The organism is Sphingomonas panacis (genome assembly GCF_001717955.1).
In the GTDB taxonomy this organism is placed as follows: domain Bacteria; phylum Pseudomonadota; class Alphaproteobacteria; order Sphingomonadales; family Sphingomonadaceae; genus Sphingomonas; species Sphingomonas panacis.
The window spans coordinates 100,048-124,586 of record NZ_CP014168.1; the positions used below are offsets into that span (position 1 = coordinate 100,048).

At 65.4% G+C, this 24,539-nt stretch carries 12 protein-coding genes and 1 pseudogene; 10 read left to right on the forward strand and 3 right to left on the reverse strand.

All coding sequences use genetic code 11. From position 1 onward, the window contains the following. Positions 1–12 precede the first annotated feature (12 nt). From J0A91_RS00355 to J0A91_RS00370, 4 genes are all read left to right on the forward strand, one after another. Positions 13–1,554: a DHA2 family efflux MFS transporter permease subunit gene (locus J0A91_RS00355; protein WP_069203248.1), complete on the forward strand. Its 1,542-nt coding sequence runs from the start codon at positions 13–15 to the stop codon at positions 1,552–1,554. Positions 1,555–1,959: 405 nt separating this feature from the next. Further along, positions 1,960–2,466: a 2Fe-2S iron-sulfur cluster-binding protein gene (locus J0A91_RS00360; protein WP_083224415.1), complete on the forward strand. Its 507-nt coding sequence runs from the start codon at positions 1,960–1,962 to the stop codon at positions 2,464–2,466. Beyond that, a complete protein-coding gene (locus tag J0A91_RS00365; RefSeq protein ID WP_069203249.1) occupies positions 2,463–3,452 on the forward strand; it encodes an FAD binding domain-containing protein in 990 nt (329 codons plus the stop codon). The genes J0A91_RS00360 and J0A91_RS00365 overlap by 4 nt, the downstream gene beginning before the upstream one ends. Further along, entirely contained in the window at positions 3,449–5,788 is a 2,340-nt protein-coding gene (locus J0A91_RS00370; RefSeq protein ID WP_069203250.1) for a xanthine dehydrogenase family protein molybdopterin-binding subunit, read from the forward strand. Before J0A91_RS00365 ends, J0A91_RS00370 begins: the two co-directional genes overlap by 4 nt. Positions 5,789–6,010: 222 nt before the next feature. Here the strand turns inward: J0A91_RS00370 and J0A91_RS00375 are convergent, their stop codons facing one another. Then, positions 6,011–9,256: a TonB-dependent receptor gene (locus tag J0A91_RS00375; protein ID WP_083224416.1), complete on the reverse strand. Its 3,246-nt coding sequence runs from the start codon at positions 9,254–9,256 to the stop codon at positions 6,011–6,013. 298 nt (positions 9,257–9,554) lie between these two features. Here J0A91_RS00375 and J0A91_RS00380 point away from each other — a divergent pair, with 298 nt between their 5' ends. The 4 genes and pseudogenes from J0A91_RS00380 to J0A91_RS00395 all read left to right on the forward strand — a co-directional run bounded on the left by J0A91_RS00380 (position 9,555) and on the right by J0A91_RS00395 (position 16,314). Then, positions 9,555–11,468: a rhamnogalacturonan lyase gene (locus J0A91_RS00380; protein ID WP_420852807.1), complete on the forward strand. Its 1,914-nt coding sequence runs from the start codon at positions 9,555–9,557 to the stop codon at positions 11,466–11,468. 144 nt (positions 11,469–11,612) lie between these two features. After that, positions 11,613–12,263, forward strand: a complete 651-nt coding sequence (locus J0A91_RS00385) for a DUF6250 domain-containing protein (protein WP_069203251.1) — start codon at positions 11,613–11,615, stop codon at positions 12,261–12,263. 13 nt (positions 12,264–12,276) lie between these two features. After that, positions 12,277–14,994 (forward strand): exo-rhamnogalacturonan lyase family protein, encoded by a 2,718-nt coding sequence (locus J0A91_RS00390; protein WP_083224417.1) that lies wholly within the window; start codon positions 12,277–12,279, stop codon positions 14,992–14,994. Positions 14,995–15,280: 286 nt separating this feature from the next. Beyond that, positions 15,281–16,314 (forward strand): annotated as a pseudogene (locus J0A91_RS00395) (IS110 family RNA-guided transposase). A 474-nt stretch (positions 16,315–16,788) separates the two neighbouring features. On the opposite strand, the gene J0A91_RS00400 reads toward J0A91_RS00395, so the two are convergent. Together J0A91_RS00400 and J0A91_RS00405 are read right to left on the reverse strand one after the other, a co-directional pair. Beyond that, the gene (locus tag J0A91_RS00400) at positions 16,789–18,297 is read right to left on the reverse strand and encodes a S10 family serine carboxypeptidase-like protein (protein WP_083224418.1); all 1,509 of its coding nucleotides are present in this window, start codon (positions 18,295–18,297) and stop codon (positions 16,789–16,791) included. A 27-nt stretch (positions 18,298–18,324) separates the two neighbouring features. Then, on the reverse strand, positions 18,325–19,548 hold the full coding sequence (locus J0A91_RS00405; protein WP_069203252.1) for an aminotransferase class V-fold PLP-dependent enzyme: 1,224 nt from the start codon (positions 19,546–19,548) through the stop codon (positions 18,325–18,327). Positions 19,549–19,740: 192 nt separating this feature from the next. Here J0A91_RS00405 and J0A91_RS00410 point away from each other — a divergent pair, with 192 nt between their 5' ends. Both J0A91_RS00410 and J0A91_RS00415 read left to right on the forward strand, forming a co-directional pair. Continuing rightward, positions 19,741–21,174 (forward strand): S10 family serine carboxypeptidase-like protein, encoded by a 1,434-nt coding sequence (locus J0A91_RS00410; RefSeq protein WP_069203253.1) that lies wholly within the window; start codon positions 19,741–19,743, stop codon positions 21,172–21,174. 230 nt (positions 21,175–21,404) lie between these two features. Next, entirely contained in the window at positions 21,405–24,455 is a 3,051-nt protein-coding gene (locus tag J0A91_RS00415) for a TonB-dependent receptor domain-containing protein (RefSeq protein WP_069203254.1), read from the forward strand. The last annotated feature ends 84 nt before the right edge of the window (positions 24,456–24,539 follow it).

Genomic DNA, 24,539 nt, shown 5'->3' on the forward strand with positions numbered 1-24,539 from the left:
CGGAACCAGCATATGACGGACACCGTCGTCGCGCCGATTTCGGCGAGGCCGCTCACCGGCGCGACCTTGATCCTTGCCGCACTGCTGATCGGGTTGGGCAATTTCCTAGTCGTTCTCGACACGACCATCGCCAACGTGTCCATCCCGCATATTGCCGGCTCGCTCGGCGTGTCGGTGACGGAGGCGACCTGGGTCATCACCTCCTATGCCGTCGCCGACGCCATCACGGTACCGCTGGCAGGCTTTCTGGCCCGGCGGTTCGGCGAGCAGAGGGTGTTCATCTCGGCCTTTATAGCGTTTGGCATTTTTTCATTGCTGTGCGGCCTGTCGCGCTCGCTCGAAATGCTGATCGCGGGTCGGGTTCTGCTGGGTCTTGCCGGCGGCATGATCATACCCCTGTCGCTGACGCTGCTGCTGCGCGTCTTTCCTGCCGAAAAGGCGACTCTCGCGACGATCATCTGGGCGATGACCACCACAGTCGCGCCGATTGCCGGCCCCATTCTGGGGGGCATCATCTCCGACAACGCCGGCTGGGAGTGGATATTCTTCCTCAACGTGCCTGTCGCAGCCGTCGGCGCCGCGGGCCTTTTCTATCTGCTGCGTGGACGGCGCGAGGCAACGGCCCGATCGCCGATCGACGTGGTCGGCCTCGTCCTCCTCGTCATCTGGGTCGCAGCGCTCCAGATCGTGCTCGACGAGGGGCGCAACCGCGACTGGTTCGCGGCGACCGAGATTCGCGTGCTGGCCGTTGTCGCGGCAATCGGCTTCATCGCGTTTCTGATCTGGGAACTGACCGAAAAGCACCCCATCGTGAACCTGCGCGTCTTTCGGCACCGCGGTTTCGTCGTGGCATCCGTCACCTATGCCATGAGCTTCGGCGCCTATTTCGCGACCGTCGTTCTTATCCCCCTCTGGCTCCAGCAGAACATGGGCTACACCGCGACTTGGGCCGGTTACGCGACCGGCATCATGGGTATCTTCGCGGTGCTCGCCTCACCGGCCATCGGGGCAGCGGCCGCCAAAATGGATGTGCGGTTGCTCATCTCGACCGGGATCGCCGGAATGGCGCTCATCTCGCTTTGGCGCACCGGCTTCACGCCTGACATGACCTTTCTGCAGATGGCTTGGCCGATGCTGCTGACAAGCCCTTTCCTCATGATGTTCTTCATTCCCGTCACGGGCTTGTGCATCGCCAGCGTCGATCCGCACGAACAGGCCGACGCCGCCGGCATTTCCAATTTTCTGCGCACGCTCACCTCCGCCTTCGCCGCGTCGCTGGTCCAGACGGGTTGGATCAACGCCGCGCGGGCCAACCGGGCCGAACTGGTCGGCGCCATGCAACAGGGGCCCTCCACGATCGAGGCGATGGTGGCATCGGGCCTGTCGCGCGAAACGGCGACCACCGTGCTGGCCAATATCGTCGAAAGCCAGAGCGTGATGCTCGCCACACTCAACATGTTCGCGGCGGTGGCGTTGTGCCTTGCCTTCACCGGGGCGCTGATCTGGCTGGCACCGAAGCCGAAAGGTCCGATCGATACGAGCGGTGGGCATTGAGGCGAGCGCGAGCCCTCTGGCGTCGGCGACAAGGTGCCGCAGCGCATGAACAATATACGTGATATCCGTATCGAACAGCGGGAGAGCACCGCGCTGTCGAGGGGAGCGGCCGATCGGCGCCTGGAAACCCCGGTGAACGACTTGGCACTCGATGCCGCGGCCACTATGAGGCCCCGGACGCATGGATATCCATCTTGGCCATGGGCTTGCCCATCAAACTGCATACGTTCACACAGACTGACCAGAACACCGTGTCCTACTTGTACACCGGCCGGGCCATACGTTCGTTCAGCCCAGTCGATGATCGAGCGCTGCATTTCGCATCCGAATGAAGAAAAGTCGGCGTGGCACCAATCGCTGCGCCTGTCGTTACCGCCATGAAAGACCTACCGTCGGAGGATCTGGATGTCGCTCATCGTGAATGGGGCGAAGGTGTCGGCACCCGCCGATCCTCGCACGTCGTTACTCGACTTGCTGCGGGAGGAACTGCACCTCACCGGCACCAAGAAGGGCTGTAACCAGGGCGCGTGCGGCGCCTGCACGGTGCTGGTGGATGGCGAACGCATCCTCGCGTGCCTGACGCTGGCGGTGCAGGTGCAGGGCGGCGAGGTCACGACGATCGAGGGATTGGCGGACGCGGACGCACTCCACCCGCTGCAGGCCGCGTTCATCGAACAGGACGGGTTCCAGTGCGGCTATTGCACGCCGGGGCAGATATGTTCGGCGATCGGCATGGCTGCCGAGGCCGCGCGAGGCGTGCCGAGCCATGTGAGTAGCGACCTCTCCGCCGACGTGACGCTCACGCGCGAGGAAATCCAGGAACGCATGAGCGGCAACCTGTGCCGCTGCGGCGCGCATAACGGGATCATCGATGCTATCCGCGACACCCTCGCGGCGGAGGTTCCGGCATGACGCCGTTCACCTATCTGCGCGCCGCCGATGCGGCCGAGGCGCTTCGCCTGGGCGCGGGGGCCGGCACCGCCTATCTCGGCGGCGGTACCAACCTGGTAGATCTCCTGCGCGAGACGGTGGCCCGCCCCGAACGGCTGGTTGATGTGAGCGCGCTTCCCGCGACGATCGAGGAAACGGAAGACGGCGGTCTCCTGATCGGCGCGGCGGTGCGGAACACCGCGCTTGCCGAACATCGCGCGGTGCGGACACGCTATCCCATGCTGGCGCGGGCGATCCTGGCCGGCGCCTCGGCGCAGATCCGCAACATGGCGACGGTAGGCGGCAACCTGCTGCAGCGCACCCGTTGCACCTATTTCTACGACACCGATGGATCGCGCTGCAACAAGCGGGTGCCCGGATCGGGCTGCGACGCCCGCGAGGGCTTCAATCGTATCCACGCGGTGCTGGGCGCATCCGAGGCATGTGTTGCGACACACCCTTCGGACATGTGCGTGGCGCTGGCGGCGCTGGATGCCATCGTGCACGTGACCGGGGCCGCAGGCGATCGTCGCATCGCGTTCGGCAATCTGCATCGTCTCCCCGGCGACGCGCCTGACCGAGATACGACTCTGGCCCCGGGCGAACTGATCGCGGCGGTTGAACTGCCGCCGCTCGCGTTCGGCGCGACGTCTACCTACCGCAAGGTGCGGGACCGGGCGAGCTACGCCTTCGCGCTGGTCTCCGTCGCGGCAGCGCTGAAGCTGGAGGGCGATCGCATTGCGGACGTGCGGATCGCGTTCGGCGGCGTCGCCCACAAGCCGTGGCGCGCGGCAAAGGCCGAGGCGGCACTGCGTGGCGCGCTGGCTACGCACCAGGCCTTTCTGGACGCTGCGGCGCTGGAATTCGCGGCGGCCCAGCCGCTCCGCGACAATGCGTTCAAGCCGGCACTCGCCGGCCGCGCGCTCGCGGCCGTGCTACAGGCGCTCGCAACGGGAGAGACGGCGTGAGCATCATCGAGAACGCCAAGCAGGCGGCGCAAGGGCTGGTGCAGAGCGCGATGGAAAAGCTGGTACCGCTCGCGCCCGACAGCTGGATTCCGGGCGGCGTGCCCGACCCGCTGATCGCCCGCAAACACGGTCTGATCGGCACGCCCGTTTCGCGACTGGACGGTGCGCTCAAGGTGACGGGCACCGCCGCCTTCGCGGCCGAGTATCGCTTCGACGGCATGGTCTATGCCGCGCTGGCCTATGCCACGATCGCGCGCGGCCGCATCGCCGCGATCGACAGCACCGAGGCGGAGGCGGCCCCCGGCGTGGTGCTGGTGATGACCCACCGGAACGCGCCGCGCATGGCGACGCCGCCCATTTTCGGCTCGTCCCCCACGGGCGTGGGTCCGGCGGACCTGCCCGTGCTGCAGGATGATCGCGTCCATTGGAACGGTCAGCCGATCGCCTGCGTCCTCGCCGACACCCAGGAGCAAGCCGACCATGCCGTAACCTTGCTGCGGATCACCTACGACGTGGAGGCATCGACGACCTCGCTGGCGGAAGCGAAGGCGAAGGGGATCGAACAAGGCCTCTTCATGGGCCATCCGCTGTTGAACGAGGTCGGCGACGCGGAGGCGGCCCTTGCGGCGGCGCCCCACATGGTCGACCAAGTCTATCGCACGCCGCGGCACAACCATAATGCGATCGAGCCGCACGCTGCCACCATGGCGTGGATCGGGGACACGCTGACGATCCACGATGCCAGCCAGATGGTGTCGCAGCAGGCACAGACGCTGGCCGACGTCTTCGGGCTGAAGACGGAGCAGGTGCGGCTCACCTCGCCCTATGTCGGCGGCGGCTTCGGCAGCAAGGGCCTGTGGGACCACCAGATCATCGCGGCAGCGGCGGCGCGGCTTTCCGGCCGGCCGGTGCGCATCGCACTCTCGCGCGAGGGGGTGTACCGCATCGTCGGCGGACGGTCGCTGACCGAGCAGCGGGTGGCGATCGGCGCGCGTGCCGACGGCAGCTTCGAAGCGCTCATCCACACCGGCCTGTCGGTCATGACGCCACACAACAACATGCCCGAGCCATTCATCCTCGGCAGCCAGGCGGCCTATGCCGCGCCCAACATCCTGCTCAAGGTGGAGGTGACGCGGATGCACACGCTCGCCAACACCTTCATGCGCGCGCCGGGCGAAGCCGTGGGGACGTTCGCACTCGAATCTGCGATCGACGAACTCGCCGTGCAGCTCGGCATCGATCCGGTGGAGCTGCGCCTGCGCAACGAGCCGGAGAAGGACCCCGTCAACGGCCGTCCCTTCTCTTCCCGCCATATCGCCGAGGCATGGCGTAGTGGCGCGGAACGGTTCGGCTGGGCCGATCGCCCGGCACCCGGCACGCGCCAGGACGGCGAGTGGCGCATCGGCGTGGGCTGCGCGACCGGCACCTATCCCTATTACCGGATGCCCGGCGCAGAAGCGCGCATCACGCTGTCGCGCGACGGCGAGGACGTGCGGGCCAAAGTGGAGGTTGCCGCCGCCGAAATGGGCATGGGAACGGCCACCACCACCGCGATCGTCGCCGCAGAGCGGCTTGGCCTCGCCATCGAGCAGGTCGAAGTCGTCTATGGCGATTCCGCCATTCCCGGCGCGATCATGGCGGGCGGGTCGCAACAGACCGCCGCAATCGGCGCGGCCGTCATCGCCGCGCACGGCGAACTGGTCGGCGCGCTGCTCAAGCTGGCCGGCAACGACTCGCCGCTCGCGGGCCTGTCGCCGAGCGAGGTCGGTTGCGATGACGGCAGTCTGGCGGCGCTCGCCGATCCCACGCGCCGCGAGCGCTATGCCTCCATCCTGGCACGGGCACAGCGCGACAGCCTTTCCGTGACCAAGGCGGGGTCGATGCCGCTCGAGACGATGCACTGGTCGATGCATTCGCACAGCGCGCTGTTTTGCGAGGTGGGCGTCAACATCGTCACCGGCGAGACGCGCATACGACGGTTCCTGGGGTCGTTCGATTGCGGCCGCATCCTCAACCCGAAGACCGCTGCCAGCCAGTTCCGCGGCGGCATCATCATGGGCCTCGGCATGGCGCTGATGGAGGAAACCCAGTTCGACGAGCGCAACGGGCGAATCATGAACCCCAGCCTGTCGGAATACCATGTGCCGGTGCATCTCGACGTGCCGGAAATCGACGTGATCTGGACCGACATCCCCGATCCGCACACCCCGATGGGCGCGCACGGCGTCGGCGAGATTGGCATCACCGGCGTCGCCGCGGCGGTGGCGAATGCCATCTACAATGCCACCGGCAAGCGGGTTCGGGAGCTGCCGATCACGCTCGACAAGCTGCTTTGATCCCAGAGCATAAGCCGACCTGATGGAATCGTGCGCGGTTCCCAAAGCGGTTTCGGTCTGATCCGGTGCCGCCTCGGAGCAGGGAGGCCTGGTGGCAGCGGAAACGCCGGTCAATCTTTCCGGATGGGCATTGTAGCGGTGAACTGGCCTTCATCTGAACGGGTGACTCAGCGACTGGCCATGCACATATTCAAGGCTGAAAAATTCCAATCCATTCAAACTCTAAAATTTGAGCTGGAGGCCAGCGAATAGACGTCGCCCTGCATAATAGACTTCGGACGTGCCGATCCCCTTCACATAGGAGCGCGAGTAAGCGTTGTTGATGTTCTGCATTTCGACAAACAGGCTGGTATGATATTTTGGGAAGCGCAGCGTGATCTTCCCGTCGAGATAGCCCTCGCCCTGGCGGTAGATCGGCAAATTGCCGTTGTTCGAATCCGCCGCCGTAACCAGCCAGTCGGAGCGATAATTGTAGCTCAGCCGCGCGTTGAGGAAGCCCTTGTCGTAGAAAATGCTGGCATTGTACGTCCATTTGGACAGGCCGGGATATTCGAGCAGCGGCTGACCGGTCGCGGCGTTGGTCAAATTGGTCCTGATCGCGCGCGCGAAGGTGACGTTGGCCGAGGCGCCGAAGCCATCGAATGGCTCGGGCAGGAAGGTGAACGCCGTCTGCGCGCTGCCTTCGATGCCGTCGAGCAACGCGCCGAACCCGTTGACCGGCTGGCGCACGGTATACAGGACGCCATCCTTGAACAGGTCGACGCCGGAGCGGGTGACGCCGGGAACGACGAAGCTGCTTTCGTACTTCTTATAATAATCGACGCTTATCAGCGTATCGCGGTTGGGATACCAGGCGAGGTTAACCTCCCACTGGTCGGCGCGGTACGGCACCAGCTCGGGGTTCCCCGCGGTGCAGGTATCGTCCGCTGCGGCGATGGTGGCGTCATCGGTGCAGGTGATCGTCGCCACCAGATCGGACGGCTTCGGACGCGCAAGATTCTTGGCCCAATTCGCGCGCATGACCAGGTTTGGCGTAAATTCGAGCGCGGCGTTGAACGCGGGCAGGACATCCGCATAGCTGTTCTTGAGAGTCGATTGCTGGGCGTTGAGCACCACCGTTTCGACCGAACCGGTCGAGGTAAAGCGCGTCACCCGGCTGATGTTGACCCCCGTTCCGTTGTCGCGCGTATAGGTATAGCGCACCCCGGCGTTGCCGGTCAGGCGCATGCCCAGAACGCGCGTTTCGAAATCGGCTTTGACATAGCCGGCGGCGATCGTCTCCGTGATCGTATAGGCCGGGATTTGCGGCAGACCATTGGCATTGAGCGTCAAATCCTGATCGAAGCCGGACAGATCAAAATATTTGGCAATCTCGCTTGCGTTGAAATTGGCAAAGGCGATGCGGCTGGGAATCCCGCCGGGCGCGCCCTGCAGCCCGGTGAACAGCGGAGCGCCGGCGCTGGTAGCGCCAAGCGCGCTGATCAGCGACGCATATTCCGCTTGCGTCAATTGATTGGTGTAAGTGCCGTTGCCCGTCTTGGTGGTGCGCGCCGTCACCGCTGAGACGATGTTGGTCGAATAGGACACGTTGGCGGTGTCCTGATAGACTTGCGGCACCACGCCGACGGCGCTCAGGAGACGTGCGCCGCCCCCGTTGTACGACACATAATCCTGATCGCGATATTGGCCGCCATATTCGATGGTTTTGAGCGGCCCCAAATCCACCTGCCAATCGACGTCGAGCTTTGCCTGCTTCTCGCTGTTCGAGGTTTGGGACGGGCGGTATTGGACCGTCGGCCCCGATTGCGCGACGTTGCCGGGGCGCGTCAGATCGGTGTAAAGGCCGGGATCAGCGGGGTCGACGCTGCTCGGATAGGTGAAGACCGGGATACCAAGCGCATTGGCTGTATCGACCTTCACGCCGGCGATGCCAGTGTTGATCGAAATGAGGTTGGTATCGCCTGTGGTTTTGCCCTTCGCGTAGGACACCATGCCCTTGATCTGGAAGCGATCGAGATTCCAGTCGAAGCCGCTTTGGAAATATTGTGATTTCTGATCGTATTGGAAGTCGCGCCGCTGCACGCCGAGGATATTGCTCGATCCGCTGGTGACGGTGCTGCTTACCACCACCGAATTGAGTGCCGTCGTATAGCTTGTGACGACATGGTCCGCATTCACGGTGGCGGTGCCAAGCTTTACTTGCGGGGTCGAACTGGTGCCCAACGATGGATCGAGCTGGTAGCGCTGGTAGCGGCCCATATCGAGCGCGTAGTTGGTGTCGAAGAGGCGCTGGTCGCGATTGTTGATCTGCGCCTCGGCATAGGCGCGGAAATTGTGCGCGAATTCATATTGCACCGTGAAGTCGCCCGACAGGCGTTTGTCGCGGCGCACCAGGTTGCGATAGCGCGGCGCGGTCGGTGCCCAGTCGAAGAACTGGTTCTCGCACGCAGCCCGACGCGTCGCGAAGGTGGCGGTCGATGTGCTGCCGACGTTGGCGCAGCTCGCATAGGTGGGGAAGGCAGAATACGCAGCGTTGGCGACCGTCGGCTTGTCCGAATGATCGAAGTCGGCAAGGCGGCTGTAATTGGTGTTGCTGGCGTAATCCTGCCGCGTCGATTTGTCGTCATAGGTGACGTTGAGCTGGACGCCGAGACCGTCGAGCAGGAAATGCGGGGTGCCGAGCACGATCGTGCCGCGTGGACGCCAGTCCTGCGTCGTCTCGAGATACTGTTCGGACAAGACGACGCTGCCGAGCGCCTTCTTCAATTCGAGCGGCTTGCGCGTTTCGACCAACACCGTGCCACCGATGCCGCCCTCGGTCAGGTCGGCGGCATAGCCCTTATAGACGTCGATCGACTTGACGAGTTCGGTGGCGAGCTCCCGGAAATCGCCGGCGCGGCTGCCGCTGGCTGAGACCTGGCTGACACCGTTGATCTCGACACGGTTGAGATCCGGCTCGACGCCGCGGATCGAGACTTGCGTGCCTTCACCGAAATCGCGGCTGAGCTGGACGCCGGTGATACGCGACAGCGAGTCCCCAACGTTCTTGTCGGGAAAGCTCGCAATGTCGTCAGCGACGATCGAATCGACCACCGTGCCGGCGTTGCGTTTGCGGTTGATGGCCGACTGCAATGAGGCGCGGGTGCCGACCACGATGACGTCCTGAGCGGCCGCGATATCGGGGCTGGTCCGCCCGGCGTCCCGCGGATTGTCTTGGGCGGATTGGGTTTCGACCGGCGGCGACACGTCGCCCGAGGCGCGGTCACGCGTCGCCGGCTCGACCGTGGCAGACGAGGGCGCGACGTTTTGGTCGTTGCGGGGCGCGGTCTTTGGTTGCGGCTGGATCGCGGGATTTGGCGTCGCGGTCTGCGCCGGGGCGATCGCGGGCAGCACACAGCCGAGCGTCAGCGCGACGATGGATGTGGTGCGGAAAAGCTGGGTACGCGGAGCCGAACGAGTGTTGGTCATGATAATCCCCCCCTGAGGCGGCCTGGCTTTTCGAGCCATTGGGCCGTCTTGCTATGATCTGATGCTGCGTTGGGTACGCCGCGCGCTGCCGAGGGCGGCGCGTATCGGGCCGGCATTTATGCATGCGTTGGCGGTTTCAGGTTGTCCCCTCGTAGTGCAGCGCGGCTCTTGCCGTCACATCGACTTGTCGCTTATCACCCACATTGTGGGCTGCTGTTCCGTTATATGTTGCGAAATAGTGAAGCGCAATCATAATTGTTGAGATGTGACGACGCCGTCGTCGCCGGGGAGAGACAGGATGATCGGGATGTGCAGCTATTTCTGGGTGACCGTGGCGCTCGGTGCCGTGGCGTTTCCATCGGCCTTCGCGGCATCACGTGAGTTCGAGAGGCTCGACCGTGGAATGATCGCGACGCCGGCGAAGGGTGGCGGCTGGCTGGTCAGTTGGCGCCTACTGGCGAGCGATCCGCGCGGGATCGGGTTCGACGTCTATCGCGACAATCGCAAGATCACGCCGCATCCGGTGACCGACGCCACCGCCTTCGTGGACCCGAAGGGGAGTGCCAAAGCGCGCTATACGCTTGCGATCGCGAACGGCGCTGCACGGGGAAAGCCGGCGCTGATGGCGCCTGACGGCTATCTGGCGATCCCGCTCACTCCCCCGCCGGGTGGTACGACACCCGATGGCGAGGCGTACAGCTATACCGCCAACGATGCCGGGGCCGGAGATCTCGACGGCGACGGCCGCTATGAGATCGTACTGAAATGGGATCCGACCAACAGCCACGACAATAGCCAGGCGGGGTATACCGGTGATGTGTTCGTCGATGCCTATACGCTCGACGGCAAGCGGCTCTGGCGGATCGACCTGGGGAAGAACATTCGCGCCGGCGCGCATTATACGCAGTTCCAGATCGCCGATTATGATGGCGATGGCCGCGCCGAGATCGCGATGAAGACCGCCGACGGCACGGTCGACGGTACGGGCACGGTGATTGGCGGTGCCAAGGCGGATTGGCGCGAGCATGGCGGCGAAGTGCCGCAGCCCGACCGCACCGGCGCCAAGCTGCTGCCCGACGGCACCAAGGTTGCGCCGCTGGTCGGCCGTATACTCAAGGGACCGGAATATCTCACCGTTTTCGATGGCCGCAGCGGCCGCGCGCTCGATACCAAGCCCTATGATCCGCCGCGTTATCCGGGTGGCAACCCGACGTTCGAGCAGCTCCGCGATACCTGGGGCGACGGCTATGCAAACCGCGCGGACCGGTTTCTTGCCGGAACCGCATATCTTGACGGGCAACATCCCAGCATGGTGTTCGGCCGCGGCTATTATGCGCGCACTGTGGTCGCGACTTGGGATTTCCGCGCCGGCAAGCTGGTCAAACGCTGGACGTTCGATTCGGCCGCCCCCGGCAATGGCGATTATGCCGACCGCGGCAATCACCAGCTAAGTATTGCCGATGTCGACGGCGACGGGCGGGACGAGGTGCTCTACGGATCGATGGCGCTCGACGACGACGGCAAGGGGCTGTGGACCGATCCGCTGTTTCATGGCGACGCGATGCACGTGGCCGATCTCGATCCGGCCCGGCCGGGTCTTGAGAAATGGGGCGTGCACGAGCAGGTGAAGACCAATGGCGGTATTGGCTCGGCGCTGCTCGACGCGCGGACCGGGCAGGTGCTGTGGACGAAGCCGGCCGACACCGATACCGGCCGTGGCCTCGCTGCCGATATCGATCCGCGGCATGTCGGCGCGGAATTCTGGGGCTCCAACAGCCGCGACCTGTTCGACGTGAAGGGCAACGCGATCGGGCCGGCGCCGCGCCAGACCAACTTTGCGCTCTATTGGGACGGGGATTTGTTACAGGAACTGCTCGACAAGACGACCATCAGCAAATGGGACTGGAAGACCGCCACCGCCGTCCCGCTGCTCGCTCCTGCGGGGCTGATGTCGAACAACGGCACCAAGGCGAACCCGGCTTTGCAGGCTGATCTTTTGGGTGACTGGCGTGAGGAAGTGGTTTGGCGCACCGCCGACAATCGGGAATTGCGGATCTATGTGACGCCGTATCCAACCACGCATCGGTTGGTGACGCTGATGCAAGATCCGGCCTATCGCGCCGGCGTGAGCTGGCAAAACACGGCATATAACCAGCCGCCGCACCTCGGTTATTTCCCAGGCAGTCTGACCGCGTCCGGGACGGCGAAATAGTCCGGCGCAGCACAACACTCGTCAGCCGCAGCCCCGCTGCTTACTACCCATAATATGGTATCACTTTATATATTGCGGGACTACCTTGGCAAAGCAGCGCGAGCCGTCCTATGCTGACGCGAACGCTAGAAGCGAGGAGAGGGCATGAGCGTTGGAGTGGTTCTCGCCAGCATCGGCGCGCTGACCATGTTCGGTATCGCGGCGCAGGCACCGCTCACCGATTGGCGGATCGAGGCCGAATCGCGCGATGCACAGGTCAGCGAACGTGGTGGTGTGATCGACATCGACACGCCCAAAGGGCTCACCTTGTGGTGGACGAAGCCGATCACCGCGCCGACGACGATCACCTTCGAGGCGATGGCAGTGTCCGCCGGCGGTGCCAATGACACGGTGAGCGACCTCAACGCCTTTTGGATGGCAACCAACAGCGACGGATCGTCGGTGCTGTCCAAGCCGCGATCCGGTGTATTCGCCGCTTATGACGATCTCCGAGCGTATTATGTCGGTATCGGGGGCAACCGGAACACGACGACCCGATTCCGTCGGTATATCGGCGTGCCGGGCAACCGCCCGATCCTGCCCGAGCATGACAAGGCCGCACCCGCCGACCTGCTGGTCCCCAATCGCTGGACGCGCATCGCGCTGATCGCCGACGGTCGCACGGTCGCGGTCGAACGCGACGGGCAACGGCTGTTCACGCTCGACGACACCCGCCCCTACACACGCGGCCATTGGGGACTGCGCACCACGTGGAGCCACCTGCGCATTCGGCGCGTGTCGGTGACGCATCTTTGATGGAGACCGAGACATGCTGAATCGCCGCGACACGCTGAAGGTGACGCTGGGGGCTGCCGCCACGGTGCTGCCGGTGCGGTTACGCGCGGCCCGGGGCGCGGCATTCCAGCCCGCGGCGGTGCGCTGGATCGATGGCGTGGCACCAGCGCTGCAGGCCGGGCAGACGTTCGGGGTTGCCTGGCCACGCGGTGCGATCAAGCGTGGCACCCTGTTGAGTGTAATGACTCGTGACGGCAAGCCGGTGCCCTCGCAGTGCTGGATCACTGCGAGTTGGCCCGATGGCTCGATCAAGTGGAGCGCGCACGCTATCCCCGCCGGCACCGCGCCCGATGGCCTGATCGTCACGCGCGGTCGCCCCGCACTGCCCGCCCGGCCCGTCCGCGTGACCGAAAGCGCCGATGCCGTGACGATCATGGTCGGCGATCTGCAATGGCGCATCGGCAAGTCGGGCGCGGCGCTGGTTCAGCAGGCGAGCATCGCCGGCAGGACCGTGCTCGGCCCGGTGACGCTGACCGGTGCCGCGCGAACCGAGCCGCTGCACGGCGCCGACATGCCGTTTGTGGGGCAGATCGAGCGGGTCACGATCGAACAGACCGGGCCGGTGCGTGCAGTGGTGAAAATCGAAGGCGCGCATCACACCGGGGAGCGTCGCTGGTTGCCGTTCGTCGTGCGGCTCTATGCCTATTCGGAGTCTCCTGGGCTGCGGATGGTCCACAGCGTCGTATTCGATGGTAGCGCTTCGAAGGACTTCGTCTCGGCGCTGGGCGTACGGGCGAGCGTGCCGGTGAAGGACGCCGCGCTCCATGATCGCCACGTGCGCTTCGCCACCGACGCGCAATTCTTCGCCGAAGGCGTGCGCCCGCTGACGGGGCTGCGGCGCGATCCCGGAATCGCGTTCAAGGCGGCGCAGGTTGCGGGTCGCGCGGTGCCGCCGCTCGACGCGATGGCCAAGGCGGTGCGCTCGACGCTCGAGCGTATCCCCGCCTGGGGCGACTTCCGGCTCGACCAGCCGACCGCCAATGGCTGGACCATCACCAAGCGAACCGCCCCCGATTACGGCTGGATCGATGCCGACGAAGGGCATCGCGCGCCGGGGCTTGCCTATGTCGGCTCACCCCAGGGCGGAGCGGCGCTGGGCGTACGCTATTTCTGGCAGCGGCATCCAACCGCGCTCCATATCGACGGCGCGACCGGCGACGACGCCGCGCTGACGGCGTGGCTATGGTCGCCCGAGGCGGCGGCGATGGATATGCGACCCTATCACGGGACGATGGGCATGGAACGTTTCGACGCGCAGAACGAAGGCCTGTCGGTCACCTATGAAGATTATGAGCCCGGCTGGGACGACGCGACCGGGATCGCGCGTACCAGCGAGCTCATGCTCTGGGCGTTCCCGGCGACCCCTGATACCGCGCTCCTTCAGGAGATGGCCAGGATGCAGGCCGAGCCGCCGCAACTGATGATCGCGCCCGAACACCTCCATGCCGCGCAGGTGTTCGGCGACTGGGGCCTGCCCGATCGTTCGACGCCCAACCGCGCTGCAATCGAGAACCAACTGAGCAACCTCGTCGATTTCTACGCCGGCGAAGTCGATCGCCGCGCGTGGTACGGTTTCTGGAACCATGGCGATGTGATGCACACCTATGACAGCGACCGGCATCGCTGGCGCTACGACATTGGCGGATTCGCGTGGGACAATAGTGAACTCTCGCCAGACCTGTGGCTGTGGTATCAGGTGCTGCGCACCGGTGACGCCAAGACGTGGCGTTTCGCCGAGGCGATGACGCGGCACACTGGCGAGGTCGATGTTTATCACAGCGGCCGCTTCAAGGGGATGGGCACGCGCCACGGCGTGCAGCATTGGAGCGACAGTTCGAAACAGCCGCGCGTCAGCAACGCGAGCTATCGCCGGCCGTTCTACTATCTCACCGCCGACGAGCGAGTGGGCGACCTGCTCCATGACTTGATCACGTCGGACCAGACGCTCACCACGGTCGAGATCGGGCGCAAGGTGCCCAACGCCGCGAAGAAGCTCGCGCTGCCGGCGGGAACGATCGAGATGACCTTCGGCACCACCTGGTGCCCGCTCGCGGCGGCATGGCTGACCGAATGGGAGCGGACCGGCGACGTGCGGTGGCGGGATCGCGTGGTCGCGGGGCTGGACAGCATTGGGCGTCTGCCCAAAGGCTGGATGACGGGGAGCGCGCCCTTCGACCTGGCAAGTGGGCGCTTCGTCGATCAGGGGCGTGGCGTCCAGGTGTCGCATCTCAACGCCGTGTTTGGCGCGGTGGAGGTGAGTGCGGAACTGATCCGCCTGTTGGACGTGCCGCGCTACCGCGCCGCGTGGCTGGACTATTGTCGGTGGTACAATGCCCCGCAGGTCGCCTATCTCGCAAGGTTCGGCCCGCCGTTCGGCCCGCGCAACCTGCGCGAGGGGCATTCGCGGCTCACCGCCTATGCCGCGTTCGAGGACAGGGACGCGGCACTTGCGACGCGCGCCGCGGACGAGTTTTTCTCTGGCGATGCCGGACTCGGGACGTGGCCTTCGGACCCCCGGCATCGCGTCGACGGGGTGCTCGAATGGCCGGGAGTCTCAACCAACGCCTCGGCGCAATGGGGTTTGGCGGCGATCCAGAACCTCGCGTTGATTCCCGAAGCGCTAGACCGCGCGACGATCGTCGCCCCGGACGCGCCGGGCCGGCGGCGGCAGGGCGACACCGGCCGGGATTAGGTGAGCGTCCCGTCCGAATGGTCCATCGATCTTTATAAGCGTCGGATGGCAGCTCCTGTCCGATCCTGACATTCGGCGCGAACGGCATGAATGGCATACTCTGGTCGACCGTCGCCGGCCGTTCGTGGGATATTCCTGCCCTTCTGGCCGGCTGTGACGAACGGCAGCTCCGGCCGTGACCCGTCATTATTGAAAGCTCCCGTTGACACAGAAGTGATGGGGTGACGCCCCCCGACTGCATCGATGTGCATAGTGGAGGTGTTGAGCACCACTGGAGGAGGCGTCCGTGTCAGAGTTTACCACGATGGGGTTGGATATCGCCAAGCATGTTTTCCACACGCACGGTGCGGACAGCACCGGAAGGGCGGTGTTCAGCCGCAAGCTCACGCGCGGCAAGCTGCTCGACTTCTTCCAGGCTCACCCACGCTGCCTGGTCGCGCTGGAGGCATGCGGCGGTGCGCATCACTGGGCACGCGAGCTGCGGGCGGCAGGGCATGAGGTCCGGCTGATCCCGCCAGCGTACGTGAAGCCGTTTGTGAAGCGGCATAAGAACGATGCTGTTGATGCCGAGGCGATCTGCGAGGCGGCACAGAGGCCGAGCACGCGGTTCGTGGCGGTGAAGAGCGAGCAGCAGCAGGCAGCGGCGCTGCTGTTCCGCACGCGCGACTTGGCAGCGAAGCAGCGTACTCAGCTCGCCAATGCCATCCGCGGGGATCTCGCGGAATATGGCTGGGTTGCGCCCAAGGGTGCGTTCCACCTGACAATGCTGGCTGACTTGTTGGAAGACGGCGAGATCGGTGAAACTCTGCCCGGAGCGGCGCAACCGATGTTCGCCATGATGGTCGACATGCTGGCGGATCTCGACAAGCGGATCGCCGTGCTGGACAAGGAGATCACGCGTCGTGCCCGCGAGGATGAGGTTGCACGTCGCCTGATGACCATCCCCGGCATCGGTCCGATCCCGCCACCGCAATCGCAGCGATCGCACCGCCAGCGGAAACGTTCGCAAAGGGGCGCGACTTTGCTGCCTGGCTCGGGCTGGTACCGAACCAGGCATCGACAGGTGGCAAGCAGAAGCTCGGCGCGATCTCGCGAATGGGTGAGCGAACGCTCAGGCGGCTGCTCATCATCGGCAGCGGCGCGGTCGTGCTCCAGGCGAGCAAGCGTGGCACGCTGGCGGGCTCATGGTTAGAGGGCATGCTCGCCAGAAAGCCGCGCATGCTGGTCACGGTTGTACTCGCGAACAAGATGGCGCGGACGGTCTGGGCGTTGCTGGTGAAGCAAAAGGATTACAGAGCTCCGGTCGCAGTCGCGGCATAAGCCGAGGCGGGCCTGAGGCGCAGGAAGGGCGCAGTCGGTCGAAGGAGGGTATGGCACAACAGTCGGCGAGACGGGGCCGAAAGAACCAGACCGAGCCGGTGTGCGCACGAGCACGCAGAGGTGATTGTGGTTCCGGTCCGCGAACTCCCATACAGGCCAGCAGCTTACGCTGCATTACAGGCCGGACAGATGGCAGCATCCGACTACGTGTCAGAACCTGAAGAAAACCGCTTGCAACCGTTGGGGCGTCCACAGATGGCTTCATCGCTGGTACGGATCGCACCCAAACGACGCGTTGCCGCCGAGCAGGGACGATTGGATCGATGAGGAGAACCCGGTCCACATAACGGCGTGTTTGTCGATGCACCGGAGATCTCGAAGCTTGGGTTTGACGGCATGAAGCCTGCCGCGACGGGCGGCCATCAACCGCCGACGTGATTCAAATGCGCGATCATGTTTCTCCGCACACGTGGATCACATCCTCCGCGCCGCTGCGATTCCCGCCACGAAAGCGCGCAAGTCGGTGCTCAACGACGCCAACCCTGCGTCATCCTCGCCGATCGAATGACCGGTCGGGTAGAAATGGCTGCTGCGGCGATCAACCGGCACGCCGGCCTGGTTCAACGCGAAGATGCCCGCCTCCACCGGCGTGGTAAGGTCGAAATAGCCGCCGCCGGTGAAAACCCGCATCGTCGGCTTGGCCGCCATCGCCGATGCGAGAAACGGTGCGAACGATCCCCCGGAATAGGCCCCGCCCCGCCCGGCTTCGTAATCCCACTTGAAATTGATGCCGAGATTCAGGCTGCGATACGGACTGGGCACGGCATAGCCGAGTTCGTCCTTGAGATAGCTCTCAATCGTCGCGGTCGTTCCGGAACCGAGCGACATCGAGGGATCATCGAACGGCGGGTGGAAGTTGGAATCGGCGATGGCCCGGGTCATGCGTGCATCGAGCTGGCCGGTACGCAGGCCCTTGGCGGCGAGCAGGCCGAGCATAAAACCGTCCTTGTCGATCGCGATTCCATCCTTGGCGATCGTCTCGGCGGGCAGACCGATCAGCGGCGCCATCCGTGCCGCCATCGCTTGGCGCTCAGCGTCGGGCAGCGCCGAACCTTGCACTGTCGCCGTGATATACGCGCTTTCGGCAAAGGCACGCGCCGCTTCGAACTGTTGCGCGACGGTGCGGCCACCCCGGTCGATCGTATTATGATACCAGGCGACCGCGGAGAGCGTCGGCAATTGCACCATCGCATCGGTGGCGGGCGAGCCTCCGCCGCCAAGCGCCAGCGCGAGCAGCACGACGCCATCGGGAAGCGCCTGTTTCGCCTTCATCGCCTCATTGAGCATCGCAAGCGCGCGCATCGTGCCGTAACTCTCGCCGACGACGATGGTCGGCGCGGTGGTGCGCCCGTTGGCTTTCTTCCAGCCGTCGATCACCTGCGCGGTCGCACGCGCGTCGCCACCGACGCTGAAGAAGGGCGTCGCGTCCTTGCCCGCGATCGGCATGCTCGCGCCGGTGCCGACCGGATCGATGAAAACGAGATCGGCGACGTCGAGCAGGCTGTGCGGGTTGTCCTCGATACGCGTGCCATCGAGCCGGCGCGGGCCGATTCCCGTCATGTGCAGTGGCGAGGACGAAGCACCCGGGCCGCCGTTGAAGATGAACAACACCGGCCGGTTAGCCGGATTGGCCGGCGTCTCCGCGACATAGGCGTAGGTGACGACGACCGCAGCGGGCGTGCCGTCCGTCCCCGCCATCGGCGTTTCGGTGACGATCGCGCGATAGGCGATGCGCTTGCCGGCCAGCGTGATCGTGTGGCGGGTGGTCACCACTTTGGCGCTGGCCGCCGCGCGCGGCACCATCGGCTCCATCGCGCGCTGGAACGCGGGCGATACCTGCCACGCCGGCTCTTTATCCTGAGCCACGGCTGGCGACGCGAAGATCAGGCTGGCGGCGGCGAGCAGGCGAAAGCGGTGGCGCATGGCAGATCCTTGAATGCGGCAGACGGGTCAGGCGGCGGGCAGCGCGGCGAGCGCGCGGTCGATATCGTCCATGTCGTTGAACACCGACGGGCAAAAGCGGAAGCGGTTGCGCGACAATGTGATCTGCACGCCGGCCTTCGCGAGCGGTGCGGCAAGCTTGTCGTGCGCGCCTTCAAGGACGCAGGTGACGAGCGGCGTGCGGCTGTCTGGCGGCGTTACCACGCGGTAGCCCTTGCGCAGCAGTTCGGCCTGGAGCCGCCCCAGCATCGGGCGACGGTACGCGGTGATCCGCTCCACGCCGAGATCGAGCAGATGCGCCAGCGACCAGTCGAGCAGCGCGATGCCGGTATGCGCGCGCGTACCGGCCGCGAACAGACCCTCCACGTCGGAGCGCGGCGTCACATCGGCGATGGTGTCGCCGGGCGGATCGAACGGATAGACGTGCGGCTGGAAGCCGGCGAGCTGGTAATAGCCGTAGGTCGAGCGTTTGATGCGGTCATGCAGGTCGGCGCGGGCGTAGAGGAAGCCCAGTCCGAAATCGCCCATCAGCCATTTGTAGCTGGCGCAGGCGGCGAAATCGACGCCGCTGGCGCGCACGTCGATGGGGATCGTGCCGGCGGCGTGGATGATATCAGCATAGACCAACGCGCCCTTGGCATGGGCGATCTCACAGACGCGCGTCAGATCGTGTTCGAAGCCGTTGTACGTCGAGACCAGCGACAGCGCGACCAGCCGCGTGCCGGGCGTGATCGCGCGCTCGATATCGTCGATCGCGATTTTGCCGTCGCGCGGCCGTAGCCAGGCGACGTCGACGCCCTGTTTGGCAAGTTCCTCGTAGAGATAGAACGAACCGAAGAAATGCAGCGTATCGGTGACGACACGCCCGCCGCTACGCGGCAGATCAAGCCCGGCGATGACGAGTTGCTCGCCGGCGGTGGTGCTTTGCACGAAGGCGAGTTCGGCGGGATCGCAGTTGATGAGCCGGGCGAAATTGGCTTTGACGCGCGTCTCGGCGTCGTCGGTCGCGTAGTGGCCGCCGGTGCCGTCGCGGGTGCGCAGATAGGCATCGAGCGATTGCCGCGCGCCGGTCGCGATCGGGTGCATCGTACCCGAATCGAGATAGGTGTTGCGCATCGGCGCGAACGACACCGTATCGGGCAGTGCCGCAGGTGTCGGCATGGCGCGCGCACCGCTTACCGCCAGCGGCAAGGTGGCGCTTGCGCCGAGTATCGTGCGCCGTGTGACCTTCATGCCCCATCCGTTCCCATCGCGTCCTCCGCAGGGTAGCGGAGGATGACGGCATAGTTTTCGCGAAGATGCGCGTCGAGGCGGTGCGGTTCGCGCATGGAGGCCGGGGAAATGACGTCGCCGCGCCGATCAACGCATAAAAATCGTCGTGCACCCGGATTAGACCGATCGCGTGGCATGATACGGGAGGTGGCGATGCGGGCGATCTTGAACTTCGGGGCGATCGTCCTGATCGCTGCGGGAGCATCGCCGGTCGCTGCCGCCCCGCGCGCGCCTGTCCGGGCCGGGTGCCCGGCCGATGCGGTTTCGCGCGCGCAAAGTGCGGTGATCCGCGGAATGACACGACACTATACGATCTGCGCTGGCACGCTGCCGATCCGCGATTCCGCCGGAACGGTGCGCGCGTCGATCTTCTATACCGCGTACCTTCTCGACGGCGTGGCGCGGGCACGGCCGCTGAGCTTCGTCTGGAACGGCGGCCCCGGTGCGGATTCGCGGCTGCTTCAGTTCCACGCGCTCGCCCCCAGGACGCTCCAGAACGGCGTGCTCGTCGACAATGCCGACAGCGCGCTGTCGGCGAGCGATCTCGTCTTCGTCGATCCGGTCGGCACCGGCTTCAGTCGCGCTAAGACCCTTGCGGACGGTGCGGCCTTTTACCGCACCACCGGCGATATCGGCGCGACGGCGCAGTTCGTGCGCAACTTCCGCAGCGCGTACCATCGCAGCGGAGCGCCGACCTATCTGGTCGGCGAAAGCTTCGGCACGTGGCGCGCGGCGGGGGTGGCCGAGGCGCTGATCGATGCCGGCGAACCGCTGGCGGGCATCGCGCTGATCTCGGGCGGGATTCCGCTTGGAGACGCGGAGGACCGGTCGCTGATGCGCGCGCTGTCGCTGCCCAATCGCACCGCCACCGCACTCGCGCTCGGCAAGCTCGCGCCTGACGTGCAGGCCCACCCGCAAGCGGCGCTGGCCGAAGCTGAGCATTGGGCGCGCACCGTCTATCGTGGCGCGCTCGCCGATCCCGCCGCGCTCAGCGCCACCGCGCGGGCAGAAGTGGTGGCGCGGCTCGCCCGCTACCAGGGACTATCGCCGGCGACGATCGACGCGAAGACCTTGTGGGTCTCGCCGCGCCAGTTCCGCACCGGCCTGATCCCGGCGGAACCGCGCGACATCTTCGACATGCGCAAGCCGGTCGCGCACCTGGACACCGCCGCCGACGACAAGGTGGTGCTGGCGTTCTACCGCGAGACGCTCGGCTATCGGGACGGGCGCTATGCCGGCATCGAGGAAAAAGGCCCCGATGTCGGCGGCCGGTGGGAATATGACCAGACGCCGGTGACGCCCGAGTCCCTCGCCCGCGCGATGGCGGGCGAGGGTCCGCCGAGCGCATCGCAACCCTGGACGCTCCGCGCGATGCAAAAGGCACCCCGGCTGCGCGCGTGGGTGGCGGCGGGCCGGTATGACTCGCTCAACAGTTGCCCGGGCAATGCGGCCACCGTCGCGGGGTTGCCGCGAAGCGTGGCGACGCGCTTCACGCTGCGCTGCTATGCGGGCGGGCACATGATGTATGAGGACGCGGCGGTCAAAACGCGCTTCGGGCGCGATCTCGCCGATTTTCTGGCGCGCTGACGATCACCACAAGGGTCGGCACCCCGGCTAAATTGTTCGGACGACATTTCCAACGATTGGGCCGGTCGTGATGCGGAAGCTTGCCCGATACGCGCATAATTTATCCGTAAGGCGCGTCGGGTTGCTGAACTGCGACGAAGTTTTTGCGCAGCCTCGCGATATCCTGACAGGCATCGAACACGGCTAGTCCGGGGAATGGCCGAGCCACAAAAGCGGGCACAGGGGGAAACATGGGCAATCATCGGGGACCATCGGTCCGCAGGTATCTCGAAACCACCGCGCTGATCGCGGCGCTGGGTGCCGTCGCACCGGCCCATGCGCAGGTCGCGCCGGCCGCAGCCGAACTCGCGCCCTCCGCTGACGCGGCACCCGAAGACCCCGCCACCGACGTCGTGGTCACCGGGTCGCGCATCCGCCGTTCGGGTTCGGACCAGATGGCGCCGGTCGTCACGGTCGATCAACAGTGGATCATCGATCGCGGCTACACCAGCGCCGCCGATGCGCTCAACGACATCACCTCGATGACGCCGGCGATCAACCAGGCCGACGGCACCGGCAATTCGAGCGGCACCGGCCAGCAATACCCCAACCTGTTCGGCCTCGGCGCCGGGCGTACCCTGACGCTCGTCAATGGCCGCCGGATGGTCACGTCTTCCGCCGGACTGGGCGATGCGCAGGTCGATGCCAACATCATCCCGATCGGCCTGCTCGATCGGGTCGATGTCGTGCAGGCGGGCGGCGCCGCCGTGTACGGCTCGGATGCGATCGCCGGCGTCGTCAACTATGTACTCAAGAAGGACTTCACCGGTCTCGACGTCGATGCGCAGACCGGCATCTCCAGCCGGGGCGATTACCCCACCTACAGCGCGCGCGCGACCGCCGGGACCAACTTCGCCGACGGGCGCGGCAATGTCGCGGTCGATGTCAGTTGGGCGACCTCGCCGGTGCTGCGCTTCGGCGACCGGCCGCTGTCGAACCTCTCGCGCGTCGCCGTCACCAACACGGCCGATACCGGACCGAGCGACGGCGTGCCTTCGCTCAAGCAACTGCTCGACGCGCATTTCTGGGAATTCAACGGCAATGGCGTGCTGTTCAACACACCCGCCCCGCTTACGCGCTTCCTGACCGGCGGCGGCCTGCAATTCGCGCCCGACGGCAGCGTGACGCGCTACAATCCCGGCACCAGCGTCGGCATTCCCTTCTCGAGTGGCGGCGATGGCCTGCGCTATTCGGATCTCGCCGGACTGCGCACCGGCGTCGACCGGCTGACCGCGAATATGATCGGCCATTACGATGTCTCCGATCATCTGACGATCTCTACCGAGTTGCTATATGCGCGCACCAAGGGCACCGAGATACCGCAGGGCAACAGCTATACGATCCTGAACGCCGGCACCTATGCCGGGCCGATCGTGTTCACGATCGACAACCCCTATCTCACCGCCGCCAGCAAGGCGACGCTGAGCGCCGCGCGGCCGGGGTTCGCGCAGGGAGCACCGATCTTCCTGTCGAAATATTTCTATGACCTGGTGCCGAGCGACCAGCAGACCACGACCACAAACACCTATCGCGCGCTGCTTTCGGCGAACGGCGATTTCGATCTCGGCACGCGCAATTTCTACTGGTCGGTCTCGGGCAGCTATGCCCGTGTCGAAGGCCATCAGCGTAGCTGGCAAGTGGTCAACAGCAAGTTCCAGAACGCGATCGATGCCACGCTCAACGGCGCGGGCAAGATCGTCTGCGCGATCAACGCCGATAGCGATATCAGCAACGACGATCCCAATTGCGCGCCGATCAACCCGTTCGGGAACGGCAATGTCAGCGCCGCCGCGCGCAACTACGTCAGCACGCGCGCGGGCATGGATTACACCAACGAGCAGGTCGATATTCTCGCGACGCTCGGTGGCACCGTGGTCAGCCTGCCGACCGGCGACGTGAAGTTCATCCTCGCCTACGAACACCGCGACGAACGGGCGCGCTTCGATCCGCTCGCCGCCAACCAGGCCGGCAGCTTCGGCGGCGGGACATTGGAAGTGCCGCAATCGGGCCGCTACAACACCAACGAACTCTCGGCGGAAATCGATATCCCGCTGGTCGGCAAGGATTTCACCTTGCCGCTGGTCAAGGAACTCGAAGCGACCGGCGCGTACCGCTATGTCGACAACTCGATCGCGGGCAGCGAAAGCGTATGGCAGGCCGGGCTGCGCTGGCTCGTCACCGACGGCGTCACCCTGCGCGGCACGCGCAGCCGCAACTTCCGCGCGCCGACGCTGACTCAGCTCTTCCAGCCGAGCAGCACCGCACTCGGCTCGATCGGGTTCGATCCCTGCGATGCCGATCGCATCAACTCCGGCCCGAATCCGTCCGTGCGCCGCACCAATTGCCTCGCCGCCTTCGCGGCAAATCCGGGCTATGGCGTCGGCGCCGATGGTACGGGCGCGGGGCTGAGCGCCGCGCAACGGCTCGCGCTGTTCCAGGACCCCGCCGAGAATTTCGAAGTGGCCTCGGTCACGACGGGCGGCAATGCGGGGCTGAAAAACGAGATTTCGAACACGCTGTCCTATGGCATCACGCTGCAGCCGAAATTCGCGCGCGGGCTGACGATCACGGTCGATCGCATCCAGGTCGATCTGCGCGATGGTCTGTCGGCCTTCACCACGGACGATTTCACCGCCGCCTGTTACGATAACGTCAATCCGAACCCGGCGGTGTGCAACGCCTTCAGCCGCCTCGCGGTGAGCGACGGCATCAACACCGGCGGCACGATCGTCAAAGGCACCACCACCACCTTCAATGCGGGCGTGGTGAAGTATCGCGGCGAAACCTATGCGATCGATTATCGCTTCGCGCCGGGCGATCTGTTCGCGGGCGGGCGCGATCTCGGCCGGCTCCAGCTCAACGCGTCGGCAACGCACAACGAACTGCTCACCCAGTCGGTGACCGGCGAGACGTTCGACCGTACCGACGACACGATCACCGAGCCGAGCTGGGTCGGGCGGTTCAACGCCACCTACGTGAAGGGTCCGGTGCGCCTGTCGTACCAGATGTTCTACCTGCCCGGCGCGCGGCGCACGTACACCTCGACGATCGAGAACGACCCCAATCCCGAGGTCGCCAGCAACATGACCCACAGCCTGTCCGCACAGATCGACGCGGGTCGGCTCACCTACCGGCTCGGCGTGGAAAACCTCACCGACGAGCAGCCGTCCTATCCGAGCATCGCTTATGGCGACATTCTCGGCCGGCGTTTCTTTGCCGGCGTCAACGTGCGGTTGCCCTGACGGCGGCGGTTCGGCCCCCTTTCACCACATCGGGCACCGGCCACGCGAGGGCGTGGGCCGCGCCGGTGTCTCGACGGCGCGCGC

Excerpts from the sequence above, each read along its gene's own strand:
- J0A91_RS00355 (WP_069203248.1), top strand. The coding sequence starts at position 13 with ATGACGGACACCGTCGTCGCGCCGATTTCGGCGAGGCCGCTCACCGGC.
- J0A91_RS00360 (WP_083224415.1), top strand. The coding sequence starts at position 1,960 with ATGTCGCTCATCGTGAATGGGGCGAAGGTGTCGGCACCCGCCGATCCT.
- J0A91_RS00365 (WP_069203249.1), top strand. The coding sequence starts at position 2,463 with ATGACGCCGTTCACCTATCTGCGCGCCGCCGATGCGGCCGAGGCGCTT.
- J0A91_RS00375 (WP_083224416.1), bottom strand. The coding sequence starts at position 9,256 with ATGACCAACACTCGTTCGGCTCCGCGTACCCAGCTTTTCCGCACCACA.
- J0A91_RS00380 (WP_420852807.1), top strand. The coding sequence starts at position 9,555 with ATGATCGGGATGTGCAGCTATTTCTGGGTGACCGTGGCGCTCGGTGCC.
- J0A91_RS00385 (WP_069203251.1), top strand. The coding sequence starts at position 11,613 with ATGAGCGTTGGAGTGGTTCTCGCCAGCATCGGCGCGCTGACCATGTTC.
- J0A91_RS00390 (WP_083224417.1), top strand. The coding sequence starts at position 12,277 with ATGCTGAATCGCCGCGACACGCTGAAGGTGACGCTGGGGGCTGCCGCC.
- J0A91_RS00400 (WP_083224418.1), bottom strand. The coding sequence starts at position 18,297 with ATGCGCCACCGCTTTCGCCTGCTCGCCGCCGCCAGCCTGATCTTCGCG.
- J0A91_RS00405 (WP_069203252.1), bottom strand. The coding sequence starts at position 19,548 with ATGAAGGTCACACGGCGCACGATACTCGGCGCAAGCGCCACCTTGCCG.
- J0A91_RS00410 (WP_069203253.1), top strand. The coding sequence starts at position 19,741 with ATGCGGGCGATCTTGAACTTCGGGGCGATCGTCCTGATCGCTGCGGGA.
- J0A91_RS00415 (WP_069203254.1), top strand. The coding sequence starts at position 21,405 with ATGGGCAATCATCGGGGACCATCGGTCCGCAGGTATCTCGAAACCACC.